This window comes from Bradyrhizobium genosp. P (assembly GCF_049949265.1).
GTDB lineage: Bacteria > Pseudomonadota > Alphaproteobacteria > Rhizobiales > Xanthobacteraceae > Bradyrhizobium.
The window spans coordinates 3,558,319-3,572,268 of record NZ_CP188195.1; the positions used below are offsets into that span (position 1 = coordinate 3,558,319).

Annotated in this window: 11 protein-coding genes and 1 riboswitch; of the genes, 4 read left to right on the plus strand and 7 right to left on the minus strand. The window is 63.8% G+C overall.

The window, feature by feature from the left end; translation table 11 throughout:
• Positions 1-9 precede the first annotated feature (9 nt).
• Positions 10-375: a glycine cleavage system protein GcvH gene (gcvH, locus tag ACP2YO_RS17200; RefSeq protein WP_426441891.1), complete on the minus strand. Its 366-nt coding sequence runs from the start codon at positions 373-375 to the stop codon at positions 10-12.
• Between the two features lie 9 nt (positions 376-384).
• Positions 385-1,530, minus strand: coding sequence for a glycine cleavage system aminomethyltransferase GcvT (gcvT, locus tag ACP2YO_RS17205; RefSeq protein WP_426443224.1), 1,146 nt, complete (start codon positions 1,528-1,530; stop codon positions 385-387).
• Positions 1,531-1,672: 142 nt separating this feature from the next.
• A riboswitch (glycine riboswitch) is annotated at positions 1,673-1,762 on the minus strand.
• Positions 1,763-1,963: 201 nt separating this feature from the next.
• Between gcvT and alaS the strand changes: the two genes are divergently transcribed.
• A complete protein-coding gene (gene alaS / locus ACP2YO_RS17210) occupies positions 1,964-4,636 on the plus strand; it encodes an alanine--tRNA ligase (protein WP_426441892.1) in 2,673 nt (890 codons plus the stop codon).
• Positions 4,637-4,653: 17 nt separating this feature from the next.
• On the opposite strand, the gene ACP2YO_RS17215 is transcribed toward alaS, so the two are convergent.
• The 3 genes from ACP2YO_RS17215 to ACP2YO_RS17225 all read right to left on the minus strand — a co-directional run bounded on the left by ACP2YO_RS17215 (position 4,654) and on the right by ACP2YO_RS17225 (position 8,255).
• Positions 4,654-5,154 (minus strand): DUF3455 domain-containing protein, encoded by a 501-nt coding sequence (locus tag ACP2YO_RS17215; RefSeq protein ID WP_426441893.1) that lies wholly within the window; start codon positions 5,152-5,154, stop codon positions 4,654-4,656.
• Between the two features lie 34 nt (positions 5,155-5,188).
• Positions 5,189-6,403: an NADP-dependent isocitrate dehydrogenase gene (locus ACP2YO_RS17220; protein WP_426441894.1), complete on the minus strand. Its 1,215-nt coding sequence runs from the start codon at positions 6,401-6,403 to the stop codon at positions 5,189-5,191.
• Positions 6,404-6,527: 124 nt separating this feature from the next.
• Positions 6,528-8,255 (minus strand): alpha/beta hydrolase family protein, encoded by a 1,728-nt coding sequence (locus tag ACP2YO_RS17225; protein WP_426441895.1) that lies wholly within the window; start codon positions 8,253-8,255, stop codon positions 6,528-6,530.
• 326 nt (positions 8,256-8,581) lie between these two features.
• Here ACP2YO_RS17225 and ACP2YO_RS17230 point away from each other — a divergent pair, with 326 nt between their 5' ends.
• Positions 8,582-9,778, plus strand: a complete 1,197-nt coding sequence (locus ACP2YO_RS17230) for a TrmJ/YjtD family RNA methyltransferase (protein ID WP_426441896.1) — start codon at positions 8,582-8,584, stop codon at positions 9,776-9,778.
• Between the two features lie 773 nt (positions 9,779-10,551).
• Here ACP2YO_RS17230 and ACP2YO_RS17235 read toward each other — a convergent pair.
• Both ACP2YO_RS17235 and ACP2YO_RS17240 read right to left on the minus strand, forming a co-directional pair.
• Positions 10,552-10,947: an NUDIX hydrolase gene (locus ACP2YO_RS17235; RefSeq protein WP_426441897.1), complete on the minus strand. Its 396-nt coding sequence runs from the start codon at positions 10,945-10,947 to the stop codon at positions 10,552-10,554.
• A 332-nt stretch (positions 10,948-11,279) separates the two neighbouring features.
• Positions 11,280-12,500, minus strand: coding sequence for an ABC transporter substrate-binding protein (locus ACP2YO_RS17240; RefSeq protein WP_426441898.1), 1,221 nt, complete (start codon positions 12,498-12,500; stop codon positions 11,280-11,282).
• A gap of 121 nt (positions 12,501-12,621) precedes the next feature.
• Between ACP2YO_RS17240 and ACP2YO_RS17245 the strand changes: the two genes are divergently transcribed.
• A complete protein-coding gene (locus ACP2YO_RS17245) occupies positions 12,622-12,831 on the plus strand; it encodes a hypothetical protein (protein ID WP_426441899.1) in 210 nt (69 codons plus the stop codon).
• Positions 12,832-12,911: 80 nt separating this feature from the next.
• On the plus strand, positions 12,912-13,946 hold the full coding sequence (locus ACP2YO_RS17250) for a DUF21 domain-containing protein (protein WP_426441900.1): 1,035 nt from the start codon (positions 12,912-12,914) through the stop codon (positions 13,944-13,946).
• Positions 13,947-13,950 lie beyond the last annotated feature (4 nt).

Here is a 13,950-nt window from a genome sequence, read left to right on the forward strand (position 1 = left end):
GGATGATCCTTACGCGATGTGCGCTGCGTAGGCGGCCTCGTCCATCAGGCCACCGAGTTCGCTCTTGTCCGATATCTTCAGCTTGAAGAACCAGGCCTTGCCGCCCGCGTCGGAATTGACCAGCGCAGGCTCGGCGACGAGCGCCTCATTGACCTCGAGCACCTCGCCGGTGATCGGCGCATAGACGTCGGAGGCAGCCTTGACGGACTCGACGACGGCGGCAGCCTCGGCCTTCTTCAGGCTGCGGCCGACCTTGGGCAGTTCAACGAACACGACGTCGCCGAGCTGCGATTGCGCATAGTCGGTGATGCCGATGGTGGCGACATCGCCCTCGATGTGGAGCCATTCGTGGTCGGACGTGTACAGCGTCGTCATTGTTGTCCTCTAGCGTTTGTAGGTGTTGGGGACGAAGGGCGTGGCGGCGACCGTGAGCGGCAACCGCTGGCCGCGCACTTCGGCGAAAACCGTGGTGCCGGCGGCAGAAAGGGAAATCGGCAGATAGCCCATCGCAACAGGGGCATTGAGGCTCGGACCGAAGCCGCCCGACGTCACCTTGCCGATCTGTTCGGTCGCGGCGGCATCGGCAAACAGCGCGGCAGCTTCGCGCACCGGCGCGCGACCGTCCGGCCTTAAGCCAACGCGGCGGCGGGATGCGCCTTGCGCGAACTGCGCGAGGATCTTGTCGGCTCCCGGAAATCCGCCGGCACGGGCGCCGCCGCTGCGGCGGACTTTCTGCACCGACCATTCCAGTGCCCCCTCGACCGGCGTCGTCGTGGTGTCGATGTCGTGGCCATAAAGGCAAAGCCCGGCCTCGAGCCGGAGGCTGTCGCGTGCGCCGAGGCCGATCGGCAGCACGTCGGGGTTGTCCAGCAGTGCGGTGGCCAGCGCCTCGGCGTTGTCGGCCGGAACGGAAATCTCAAAGCCGTCTTCGCCGGTATAGCCGGAGCGTGAGACGAAACAATCGATGTCACCGACGCGGCGCGGGCCTGTGTCCATGAATTTCATCGAACCGACATCTGCACAAAGTTTCGCCAGCGCGGATTCGGCCTTCGGTCCCTGCAACGCGATCAGTGCGCGGTCGGGCAGCGACACGATCTCGCAGGTGTCGGAGAGATGCGCACGGAGATGCGCCTCATCCTCGGCCTTGCAGGCGGCGTTGACCACCAGGAACAGGTGATCGCCGAAATTCGCGACCATCAGGTCGTCGAGCAGGCCGCCGTCATCGTTGGTGAATTGCGCGTAGCGCTGCCGTCCCGGCGCGATGCCGAGAATGTCCTGCGGCACCAGTCTTTCCAGCGCCAGCGCCGCGTCCGCGACCTTGCTGGATTTCGGTCGCAGCGCGAGCTGGCCCATATGGGAGACATCGAACAGGCCCGCATGGCTGCGGGTGTGCAGGTGCTCCTTCATGACGCCGGCGGGGTATTGCACCGGCATGTCATAGCCGGCGAACGGCACCATCCTGGCCCCGCGGGCTACATGCAGCGCGTGCAACGGGGTCTGTTTGAGCGGGGAATTGTCGCGTGCAAGCATCACGGAGCCCTCGCGGTTCCACGGGGGACCTATTTCCCCTTGAGAAACCTGCAGAAAGCCCCATCTGTCGCTGTGCCTGAGAGTATTATCCCGTCGGCGGACGCAGCAGGGCAAAACCCTCCAGCGCCTCTTTCCAGATGTCAGACGTCACGCGGTCCGTTTGCCTGAGAGTTTCCGGGGCGGTTGCTCCTTCGGCGCCGGCGCAAGGCCGGTCTCTCCCGACGTGACTTAACAACAGGTAGGAAAGAAACACGGCGGCGCCAAGGCTGTCAACGCGGCTCTGGCTGCTATCAACGGGCTTTGTGCTGTTGCGGCAAGCCTATGATCCGCCTGCACAGTTTCTGGACACCAAGGCCTGCAATGTCTAAAAGCGTTCGGCCGGAAAATGACGCTGTTTGCGCCTGATCCGGCCCATTTTCCCGATTGGATGAACATGAGCAGCGTCAACGACATCAGGTCGACCTTTCTGAACTATTTCAAGGAGAACGACCACGAGATCGTGGCGTCGTCGCCGCTGGTGCCGCGCAACGACCCGACCCTGATGTTCACCGCGGCCGGCATGGTGCAGTTCAAGAACGTCTTCACCGGTGTCGAGAAGCGTCCCTATCAGCGCGCCACCACCGCGCAAAAATGCGTGCGTGCCGGTGGCAAGCACAACGACCTCGACAATGTCGGCTACACCGCGCGCCATCTCACCTTCTTCGAGATGCTCGGCAACTTCTCGTTCGGCGACTACTTCAAGGAGCGCGCGATCGAGCTCGCCTGGAATCTGGTCACCAAGGAATTCGGACTGAACAAGGACAAGCTGCTCGTCACGATCTACCACAACGACGATGAGGCCGCGGGCTACTGGAAGAAAATCGCCGGCTTCCCAGACGACCGCATCATCCGCATCGCGACCTCGGACAATTTCTGGGCGGCGGGCGATACCGGCCCGTGCGGTCCGTGCTCGGAGATCTTCATCGACCGCGGCGAGCACATCTGGGGCGGACCTCCGGGCAGCCCGGAGGAGGATGGCGATCGCTTCCTCGAATTCTGGAACCTGGTCTTCATGCAGTTCGATCAGGTGACGAAGGAGGAGCGCGTGCCGCTGCCGCGCCCCTCGATCGACACCGGCCTGGGGCTGGAGCGCATGGCCTCCATCCTGCAGGGCGTCGACAGCGTGTTCGAGACCGATCTGTTCCGTCATTTGATCGACGCCACTGCGTCTGCTCTCGGGCACGGACCGACCGAGCAGACCGTCGCGTCGTTCCGGGTCATCGCGGACCATCTGCGTTCGTCGGCCTTCCTCGTCGCCGATGGCGTGCTGCCGTCGAACGAAGGCCGCGGCTATGTGCTGCGCCGGATCATGCGCCGCGCCATGCGCCATGCGCAGCTGCTCGGCGCGCACGACCCGCTGATGCATCGTCTGGTCTGGGCGCTGGTCCGCGAGATGGGGCAGGCCTACCCGGATCTGGTGCGTGCGGAGAATCTGATCGAGGAGACGCTTCGGCTGGAAGAGACCCGATTCCGCAAGACGCTGGAGCGCGGCCTGTCGATCCTCGACGAGAAGAGCGCCTCCTTGAAAAAGGGCGACATGTTCGACGGCGACACCGCCTTCACGCTGTACGACACCTATGGCTTTCCGCTCGATCTGACGCAGGACGCGCTGAAGTCGCGCGGCATCAGCGTCGACCAGGCGTCGTTCACCGATGCGATGAACCGGCAGCGCGAGAAGGCGCGTGCGTCCTGGGCAGGCTCTGGAGACGCAGCGACCGAAGCGATCTGGTTTCCGCTGCGCGAGAAGCTCGGCGCGACCGAATTCCTGGGCTACGAGACCGAAAGCGCGGAAGGCGCGGTGACGGCGCTGGTCAAGGACGGCACCGAGGTCGAGGGCCTCAAGGCCGGAGAAACCGGAATGATCGTGCTCAATCAGACGCCGTTCTACGCGGAGTCCGGCGGCCAGGTCGGCGACACCGGTATGCTGACCGGCGAGGGTGTCAGGTTCCGCGTCACCGAAACGCAGAAGAAGGTCGGCGATCTTTTCGTGCACGTCGGTACCGTGGAGCAGGGGGCGCTGAAGATCGGCACCGCACTGCTGCTCGTGGTCGATCACGGCAGGCGTTCGTCGATCCGCGCCAACCACTCGGCGACGCATCTGCTGCACGAGGCGTTGCGCCAGGTGCTCGGCGATCACATCGCGCAGCGTGGCTCGCTGGTCGCACCCGACCGGCTGCGCTTCGACTTCGTGCATCCGAAGCCGATCACGCCGGAAGAGCTCGCTCGCGTCGAGGACATCGCCAACGACGTTGTGCTGGACAATGACGAGGTCACTACCCGCATCATGGGGGTCGACGACGCCCGTGAGGCTGGCGCGCGTGCGCTGTTCGGCGAGAAGTATGGCGACGAGGTCCGCGTGGTCTCGATGGGCAAGTCTGCCCGCGAGCACGGCCAGAACGCACTCGGCTGGTCGGTCGAACTCTGCGGCGGCACCCATGTGCGCCGCACCGGCGACATCGGCCTGATCTCGGTGACCGGCGAGAGCGCGGTGGCTTCGGGCGTGCGCCGCATCGAGGCGCTGACCGGACGCCATGCGCGCAAGCACGCCAACGACACGATGGCATTGGCCAAGACCGCGGCAGCCGAGCTGCGCACCACGGTCGAGGATGTGCCGGCGCGGATCTCCGCATTGATGGAGGAGCGCAAGAAGCTCGAGCGCGACCTGTCCGACGCCCGCAAGAAGCTCGCGATGGGCGGTGGCGGCGCGTCGAACGGCGCGGCCTCAGGTGTCCGCGAGGTCGGCAACGTCAAGCTGCTGGCACGCGCGGTCGAGGGCGTCGAGACCAAGGACCTCAAGAGCCTGGTCGACGACGGCAAGAAGCAGATCGGCTCCGGCGTGGTCGCGATCGTCGGCGTCACCGAGGACGGCAAGGCCGGCCTCGTGGTTGGCGTCACCGCCGATCTCACCTCGCGTTTCAACGCGGTCGAATTGGTCCGCAAGGGCTCGGAAGCGCTCGGCGGCAAGGGCGGCGGCGGCCGTCCCGACATGGCGCAAGCCGGCGGACCCGACGGGGCCAAGGCAGATGCCGCATTGTCGGCGATCGAGCAGGCGATGGCCGGCGCCTAAGCTCCCGCCATTCCGCCTCAACCCTTGCGCAGGAACACGTAATCCGCCGAGTAGGGCGCGCTCTTCAGGGTGCCGGCCTTGTCGCAGGCGCCGTCGATCTGGCCGCCTGACGTGTTGATCCGCTGCACGGTGGCGGCGGCTGACAGCACGCCATTGCCGCGGTGGGAGATCACTTCGAGCTTCAGCCAGGGAATGTCCGACGCGGCGGCGCCCGGCGCGTTGCCGGTGACGCGGCCGGTCACGGCGCTGCCGTCGGCGTCTTCCCAGTTCGGGCCCGCATAATGCCGTCCGACCGTCTTGCCGTCGGCGATCAGGGTCGCGATCGGCTCGCGGAACGACCAGGCGAGTTTGCCGTCGGTGACCGGCTTGCACTCATAGATCTGCGCGCCCTCGCCGCGGACCGTGAGGATGACGGTCTCACCTGACGCCACGATGGCGCCGGGGAGGGGATCGGCGGCAAGCGCCGCCGACCCGGTCAGCAACAAGGCTGCGAGCGTTACGTTTCTGAGAAAGATCATGGTCACGCTCGCTGTTGCGGTCGGTAACGGCGGCTTAGGCCGCCATCGCCTTCGTCAGGTTCTCGGCGACCTTGTCAAGGAAGCCGGTGGTGGAGAGCCAGCGCTGGTCGGCGCCGACCAGGAGCGCGAGGTCCTTGGTCATGTAGCCGTCCTCGACGGTGTCGACGCAGACCTTCTCGAGCGTGGCGGCGAACTTGGCCAACTCGGCGTTGTTGTCGAGCTTGGCGCGGTGGGCGAGGCCGCGGGTCCAGGCAAAGATCGACGCGATCGAGTTGGTCGAGGTCTCCTTGCCCTTCTGGTGTTCGCGGTAATGGCGGGTCACCGTGCCGTGGGCGGCTTCGGCTTCCACCGTCTTGCCGTCGGGGGTCAGCAACACCGAGGTCATCAGGCCGAGCGAGCCGTAGCCCTGGGCCACGGTGTCGGACTGCACGTCGCCGTCATAGTTCTTGCAGGCCCAGACATAGCCGCCGGACCACTTCAGGGCGGAGGCCACCATGTCGTCGATCAGGCGGTGCTCGTAGGTCAGGCCCTTGGCGTCGAAGTCCTTCTTGAACTCGCGCTCGAAGACGTCCTGGAAGATGTCCTTGAAGCGGCCGTCATAGATCTTGAGGATGGTGTTCTTGGTCGACAGGTAGACCGGATAGTTGCGCATCAAGCCGTAGTTGAACGAGGCGCGCGCGAAGTCGATGATGGAGTCGTCGAGATTGTACATTTGCATCGCGACGCCGGCGCCGTTCGCCTTGAACACTTCCCGCTCGATCACGGCGCCGTCCTCGCCGACGAACTTCATCGTCAAGACGCCTTTGCCGGGGAATTTGATGTCGGTGGCGCGGTACTGGTCGCCGAAGGCGTGGCGGCCGATGATGATCGGCTTGGACCAGCCGGGAACCAGGCGCGGCACGTTCTTGCAGATGATCGGTTCGCGGAAGATGCAGCCGCCGAGGATGTTGCGGATGGTGCCGTTCGGCGACTTCCACATCTGCTTCAGGCCGAATTCCTTCACCCGGGCTTCGTCGGGGGTGATGGTGGCGCACTTCACGCCGACGCCGACCTTCTTGATGGCTTCGGCGGCGTCGATGGTCACCTGGTCATTGGTGGCGTCGCGGTATTCCATCCCGAGGTCGAAATAGAGCAGTTCGACATCCAGGAACGGGTTGATCAGCTTGTCCTTGATGTACTGCCAGATGATCCGGGTCATCTCGTCGCCATCGAGTTCGACGACGGGATTGGAAACCTTGATTTTTGCCATGACGGGGAGGCCCTCTTGGGAACGGCACGCTTTTGACGGCGGGGATGGGATACGCCTGCGCTATAGCACCGCCCGGGGGCGGGCGGAAGCGGAGCGGTTATGCAGTTTCAGCCCATCTTTTCACCTAAAACGCCGCCTGCGTCGCCGTCCCCGCCACGACATACCAGGTCACGAATAAGCCCGCGATCAGGGCGCCCGGCAGGCTCGAGCCGGTCCGCCGCCAGGTGAAGGTCGCGATCACGGCGACGATTGCCAGCAGCGGGACGAACTGGATGGCGACGATGGTCGACAGCGGCACGAAGCCGGGGTCCGAGAGCGGGTTGAACAGTTTTCCGGTTAGCCACAGCAGGCCGTATTGCAGCACCAGCAGCACGATGAAGCCGAGCGTCAGCGCCAGGATGTTCGTGAGATAGAGCGCGCCGCGCGGGGCGCCGAGGGTCGAGAAATTCCGGTGCAGCACGTGCAGCGCCACGACGAAAAACGCCGTGAACGGAATCAGATAGATCAGGAAGATGAGGAATTGCTTCGCGCTCATCAACTTCAAGGCGACGATCCAGAACCGGAAGTCGATCTTGAAGGCCAGATCGCAAAGCCGCAGCGCCGCATAGCCGACCGCAACCGACGCCACCGCGATCATGACAGATTGTCCGATCAGGCCGGCCCGGCTGGCGCGCTTCGGGGCGAAGCCCATCAGGGCGAGCGTGATCAGGCCGTTGATGATGGCCCAGACCAGGATCTGGTTGGTGATGCCCTGGGGCAGGAACGCCGACGGCGTCACGAACGCGCCGCCCAGTGCAAACGCCGGGTAATAGGTCAGCGCCGGGATGAACGCAGACAGGATCAAGGCCGCGGTCCAGCGCCGGCCCTTGGCGGCCCCATGCTGCGGCATGGTACCGTCGGCGACCGCGGGCAGCCGCAGGCGGGAGAACATCGGCGCCTCGAGCAGCCCGTCGAACGTGCCGATGACAAGTGCGACGAAGCCGATCAGCGCGATCAGGGTGCCGATCTCCTTACGGAACCAGATCTGGTCGTCGGCCGGGCGCGGGGTGCCGCCCTTCAGCGTCCTGGCAAACCAGTCGAGGCTGTAGCCGATCGCCTCATCGGAGATGTGCTCGGCCGGGTGGGTCATCGCCGGCGCATAGAGCACCCGTGCGGTGCCGGCGGCCGGATCGCCGTAGATCTTGCCGGGCTCAACCGCGCCCTTGGTGTCGAACAGCGCCCAGAGTTTCTGGCTTTGGGTGACGTCGCGGGCGAGGTCGACGCCCCACATCAGGGTGGCGAATTCTTCGTATTGGGCGAACACCAAAGCGAGGTTGCGCGGCCAACTCGGCGTGCCCTCGGCGGCGAACGGTTTGCCGGTCGAGGAGCCCTCCAGCACCATCGACTTGTAGTCGTTGGGCATGGCGGCGGCTGCCGCCAGCACGGTCCAGCCGCCCATCGAGTGACCCTCGAGCCCGATATTGTCCTTGTCGACGATGTCGAGGCTACGGAGATAAGCGAGGCCGTCGGGACCGCCAAACCCGTTGGCGAAGGAGGGCGGGTCGCTGTAGCCATGGCCGGTCTGGTCGAGGGCGAGCACGACATAGCCGCGCCGGGCGAACTCGATCGCAAAGCCGTCCTGGGTCTCGCGCGAATTGATGTAGCCGTGGACAGCAAGGATGCCCGGCGCCGGGATCTGCGGCGTGGCATTCGGTGGGATATAGAGCAGGGCGCTCATGGTGTTGCCGTTGGCGCCCTTGAACCTGACGTCCTGGATGCGGATGCCGCCGGCAGTCTGGGTGACATAGGCGAGCAGGCCGCCCGCCACGATCAGGACGATTCCAAGAATCGCCAGTGTCCATCTGCCCCGCATCGTCGTCTCCCCCTTGCGCCCGGCCGTTAAAGCGGCGTCTGAAGCCCCGCTTTACAGCTTCGCTTTGATTGTGGTTGATAGCCTATCCGAGGGTGAAGCGCGCGCAAGGCGCCGTGCGGTGCTTGCGCAATTGAGATTCCGATTGAGGATTCGCAAACGCCGCTAACCCTGTTATCTCCTTGGAGAAAATGGTCCTGGCGAAAACCGGTGCATAGCCGGTTCGGGGCCCTCGCATGAGGTGTTGAATCAGCGTCTTCGGAAGCTCGTTCAGAATCGTCAGACGTTGAATCAAAGAGTTCAGACGTTGAATCAGAAAGTGAAGTGAGATGTCCGGCACCGACAAGACCAAGGCAGGGCACGACCTTGCCGGTCCCGTCGTCATCCTGGTCGAGCCGCAGCTCGGCGAGAACATCGGCATGGCGGCGCGTGCCATGGGCAACTTCGCGCTGAGCCGGCTGCGCCTGGTCAAGCCGCGCGACGGCTGGCCGAATGTTGCCGCGCAACGCGCCGCCGCCGGTGCCGACCACATTCTCGATTCCGTTGAGCTGTTCGACACCGTCGAGCAGGCGATCGCCGACCTCACGCTGGTGTTCGCGACCACCGCACGCGCCCATGACCAGGCCAAGCCGGTGGTCGGACCGGAAGGCGCAGCGAGCGAGATCGTCGGCCATGTCGGGACCGGCGGGGCCGGCATCCTGTTCGGGCGGGAGCGTTCGGGCCTGACCAATGAGGAGGTCGCGCTCGCCAACCGCGTCATCACCTTCCCGGTCAACCCGGGCTTCGCCTCGCTCAATCTGGCGCAGGCGGTGCTGCTGATGGGCTATGAGTGGTTCAAGCTCTCGACCGCGGGCGCGCTGCCCTTCGCGATGCCCGAGCGGTCCGAGCCGGCCTCCCAGCACCAGATGCAGGCATTCTTCGACAACCTCGTTGCCGAGCTCGACAAGGTCGAGTTCCTGCGCCCGGCCGAGAAGCGCGACACCATGCTGGTGAACCTGCGCAACATCTTCACCCGGATGGACCCGACCAGGCAGGACATGCACACCCTTCATGGAGTGGTGATGGCGATCGCCGAGGGGCGCAAGGGCCCGGCCAAGGGCGGTGTGCTCGACGGCGCCCAGGCGACCCGGCTGCGGGCGCTGCTCGCCGAGCAGGGGAAGGGCGGTGCGGTGGCCGACAACTCTAGCACCGTCCGCGGGCTGGCCCGGCTGCTCCGCCGCAACCCGACCGACGCGGAGCGGATCCTGTGGCAGGCCCTGACCAGGGACCGCCGCTTCGCCGGCCTGTTCAAGCGCCAGACCCCGGTCGGCCGCCACATCCCCGACTTCGTCTCGTTCGTGCAACGGATCGCGATCGAACTGGTCAACCCGGGCGAGAGCGATGCGATCGCGGCCGATCGCGCCGGACGACGGGCCTGGCTCGAGGCGCGCGACTACCGCGTGGTCGACATGCAGGTGGCCGATGTCGAGCGTGATCTGGCTGGTGAGCTTGAGCGGCTGGAGGGGAGTGTTCAGCAGGGGCGGTGATCTTGTGCCGTCTGCCCACGAGGCAAGGAGGGATTTGAGTGCGGGGTTCTCTCCGCTGGGTCGTCCCTGCGAAAGGAGGGACCCATAACCACCGGGTTGTGTTGTTGAAGCGAGCTGTGGCCCCAGCGTTGCAAACCAACTGGCATTCGTGGCTATGGGTCCCTGCTTTCGCAGGGACGACACTGAGTTTTTTTGCACGGCTTGTGAGTCATACGTTCGCGTTCTCGCGACATGATTTGTCCGAGCTTTGCATTTCGTTTCGCCCTCTCACTTGACAGAGGGCGCAGGGAAAGCCGGGTGCCGATTGCACCCATGGGCCCGGTGCAACAGAAAGCACCGGGGTAGGACCACAGGTGTAACCGGAAACAACCCGGCTTTCCCTGCGCGATGGGTTACGGCTTATACGTGCTCTCCCCGGTGAGACTGGGCTTGCTTGTCACCGCCGTCAGCAAGAGACCTCAGTCTCTTGTGACAGGACACCTGCCACTAGGGCGTCAGGCCTGCACGACTTCGCCGTCCGCTATCTGCCACAATCGTCAATCGTGACATTGGCGTCCACCGCATCCCACCGCGCGTTCGTGACGATCGCGAGCGTCCCTCAATCGGGTGAGACGGGCAAATCTATACACTGAGTTGCACTTTCGATAAACCGAAATATTTTTGATGCGAGGGCTTGACGGATTTTGCTGAGTTGCCCGTCGCCATGGCTGAGCGGCCGACGTTGCGGCTGAAGCGGAAGCCGGCGGTTTCCGCTGGGTCGAATGTCCTGCCGGTTATCTCCGGCGCCGCTGTTTCCTGGGAAACAGGCGGTCGCGGATATAGCGTGACGTTGGCGTCAAGCGGACTCCCCGGGGCTTCTGCCAGACGGCGCGGTCGATCTCCTTCTTGTCGCCGATCGCCAGCCTGCCCTTGGCGTTCTTGGCAACGAAGATCGCGTCGCTCATCTTGCGGCCGGAGCGATCGTTCCTTGCTGTCACTTCCTTCCAAAGGCTGAGCCTGCCGAGCTTGAGCTTCGGCAGCTCCTCCTTGATTTCGCGCCGAAGGCAATCCTTTGCGGACTCTCTCGCGCGCCTGCGCCCGCCGGGAAACATCCACAGACCGTCGGATCGGCGTCGTACCAGGAGAACCTTGCCGCGTTTCGCGGCCACCAGCTTGGAAGATTTGGTCATTGCTGCAATAGATCTAATCCAAATGGAATCGACGACATTTTAACTTGTCTAACTAGATAGACAAGTTCGATGGCGCATTGTTCCACTGGCCCGTGCGGGTTGTCCGCCCCTGACACAGGCCCGCGAATGAATACAGCCGCTAGCGGACTTCAAGTTCCGCGCTGGAACGAAGCGGCGCCGCGCAGTGCTTGCCTCAACCCGCGACGTCGTGACGCTGCTGAAAATGAATAACGCTTTCGTCATGGCCGGGCTTGTCCCGGCCATCAACGTCTTTTCCAGTCGATGACGACGGGAGCGCCGATCCTGTCGGATGGCGCTCCCGTCTCGGAAGATCAGGCCCTCGAAATGCCGCCGTCGATGACAGGTCCGAGCATCTCGTAGCGCTCGCCGCTGAAGCGCACCAGTTGCAACTGCTCAAGCGGGTAATAGTCGGTCGGCGAGGTGTTGACCTTGATGCCAGACAGCAACAAATCGGATTCGAAATCCTTCAGGTTTGCCGCCTGCTTCATGATGTTTGCAGACGATACGTCGTCGCCGCACTGCCTGAGCACCTGAACCATCGTTTGGCTGACGACATAGGCGATGGCGGCATAGATGTCGTTCTTGGCGGCCGCCGGATCGTATTTGTCGAGAAACGCGCGCCAGGTCTGGACGGCGGGATCGTTGTCCCAGGCGGCGTCGACCGGATCCTTCATGTAGGCGCTGGAGATGATCCCCTTGGAAATGTCGAAGCCCGCAGCCTTCAGCGTCGAGCCCGCGGAGGACGCGTTATTGCCGATGTAATGCGCCGGCTGCCAGCCCAGTTCGGCAACCTTCTTGATGCCTTGCGCGGCGAATTTCGGCGTGGTCAGGCTCATGAACACGTTGGCGCCGGCGGATCTGCACCGCACCACCTGGCTGTCGATCGTCGGGTCCGCTGTTTCATACGACAGCTCCGCCACGATCGCGGAGGCTTTGGCGCCGAGTCCGTCCTTGAAGCCCTTCAAGACGTCGCGTCCGAAGTCGTCGTTCTGATAGATGATGCCGATTTTGGCATCGGGCTGGGTCGAGAGAACATGTTGCGCGAATGTCCGTCCCTCGATTTGATAACAGGGCATGAAGCCCATGGTGTACGGGAAATTCTTGTAGTCGCCGAACTTGGTCGCGCCCGAGGCGATGAAGAGGTGAGGGACCTTCTTCTGGTTCATGTACTTCATGATCGCTGCGTTGGTCGGCGCGCCGAGCGGAGAAAACAGCACGTCGATCTCATCGCCTTCGACGAGCTTGCGTGCCTGCTCGACGGTCTTGGGCGGGCTGTAGGCGTCGTCATAGGTGATGTACTTGATGGTGCGGCCGTTGATGCCGCCCCCCTCGTTGATCATCTTGAAATAGGCCCCCGGCGTGCGGCCGATCGCCGAGTAGACCGCAGCGGGCCCCGAATAGGCGTCAATGTTGCCGATGACGATCTGTTTCTTGCCTTGGGCAATCGCGGGCTTACCCAGCAGGACCGCGGCACCCGTGGCGGCAGCACCTTTCAAGAGATGACGGCGGGTTGGCTCTGACGAACTTCTCATTGGATTCCTCCTTGTTTTTCTCTTTGGCCATCGGGCGGCCGTTAACGGACCAACCTTCCAGCAGCGATCCGGATCATCCCACAGCGCTCAATCCGGATCAAACCAGTCTTGGGAGAGGGGCATGTCTGGACTTGTGCGCAGGCGCTACTCGCCAGAAATATTCCTGCGGCGTCAGCTCCTGATCGGCGTGCTTAACCTTTATACGCGCCAGAACCGAGTTGGGCCGCGCCCGCGATCCGTTCCAACGGAATCGAAGTTAGAACGCAAATATGACGGCAGCTTCAGCCGGATCAAAATCGAGGAGCGGCCGTCGGCGGCGCGAACAGGGTAACTGCGGGGCAAGTCATTCGGGCGTCATCTCGCTGGTCTGTGATAAGCTTGCGTGACCGCAATATCGAGGTGGGGCATTCGATGATTTATTTTGCGACCTTCTCGACCTGGATCGGCATTGCCGCCTGCATTCTGCAATCGGCGGTGTTCTCCGGACTCAATCTGGCGGTGTTCAGCCTCAGCATGTTGCGGCTTCAGATCGAAGCGGATAGCGGCAACAAGAACGCGGCAAGCGTGCTCGAGCTTCGCGCGAGCGCCAATCAGATCCTGGCGACCATCATCTGGGGCAACGTCACCACCAACGTGCTGCTCACGCTGTTGTCGGACTCGGTGCTCGCCGGCGTCGGTGCGTTCGTGTTCTCGGCTGTCGCCATCACGTTGCTTGGCGAGATTTTTCCCCAAGCCTATTTCTCGCGCAACGCGCTGGCGATGACCGCGCGGTTCCTGCCGTTCCTGAATTTCTACCGGTTCGCGCTGTATCCGCTGGCCAAGCCCACCGCCATGCTGCTCGATTGGTGGCTCGGCGCGGAAGGCATCACCTATTTGCGCGAGCAGGATTTGCGGCACATGATCGCCCGCCACGTCGTCGACGGCGGCGATATCAGCAAGGTGGAGGCGACCGGCGCCCAGAACTTCCTCGACCTTGACGACATCTCGGTGTGCGAAGAGGGAGAGGTCATCCACGCCGACAGCATCCTGAGTCTGCCGCTGGCCAATCAGCGCTGCGTGTTGCCGAGGTTCGACCGCGTTCCCGACGATCCGTTCCTGCGCAAGGTCGACGCGTCGGGGATGAAATGGGTGATCGTGACCGATCTCGCCGGCGAGCCGGTGTTCGTGCTCGATGCGCATCATTTCCTGCGCGATGCGCTGTTCAACCAGCTCGAGAGCGACCCGACCGCCTATTGGCATCGCCCGATCATCGTTCGCGATTCGAAAGCGCGGCTCGGCGACGTGATCGGGCTGATGAAGGTTGTGCCGGAGGTGCCCGGCGACGACGTGATCGAGCACGATCTGATCCTGGTGTGGAGCGGCGAGAAGCGCATCATCACCGGCTCCGATCTGCTCGGGCGGCTGCTGCGCGGCATCGCGACGGTGGAGAAGAGGTCGGCGGCGTAGAGGG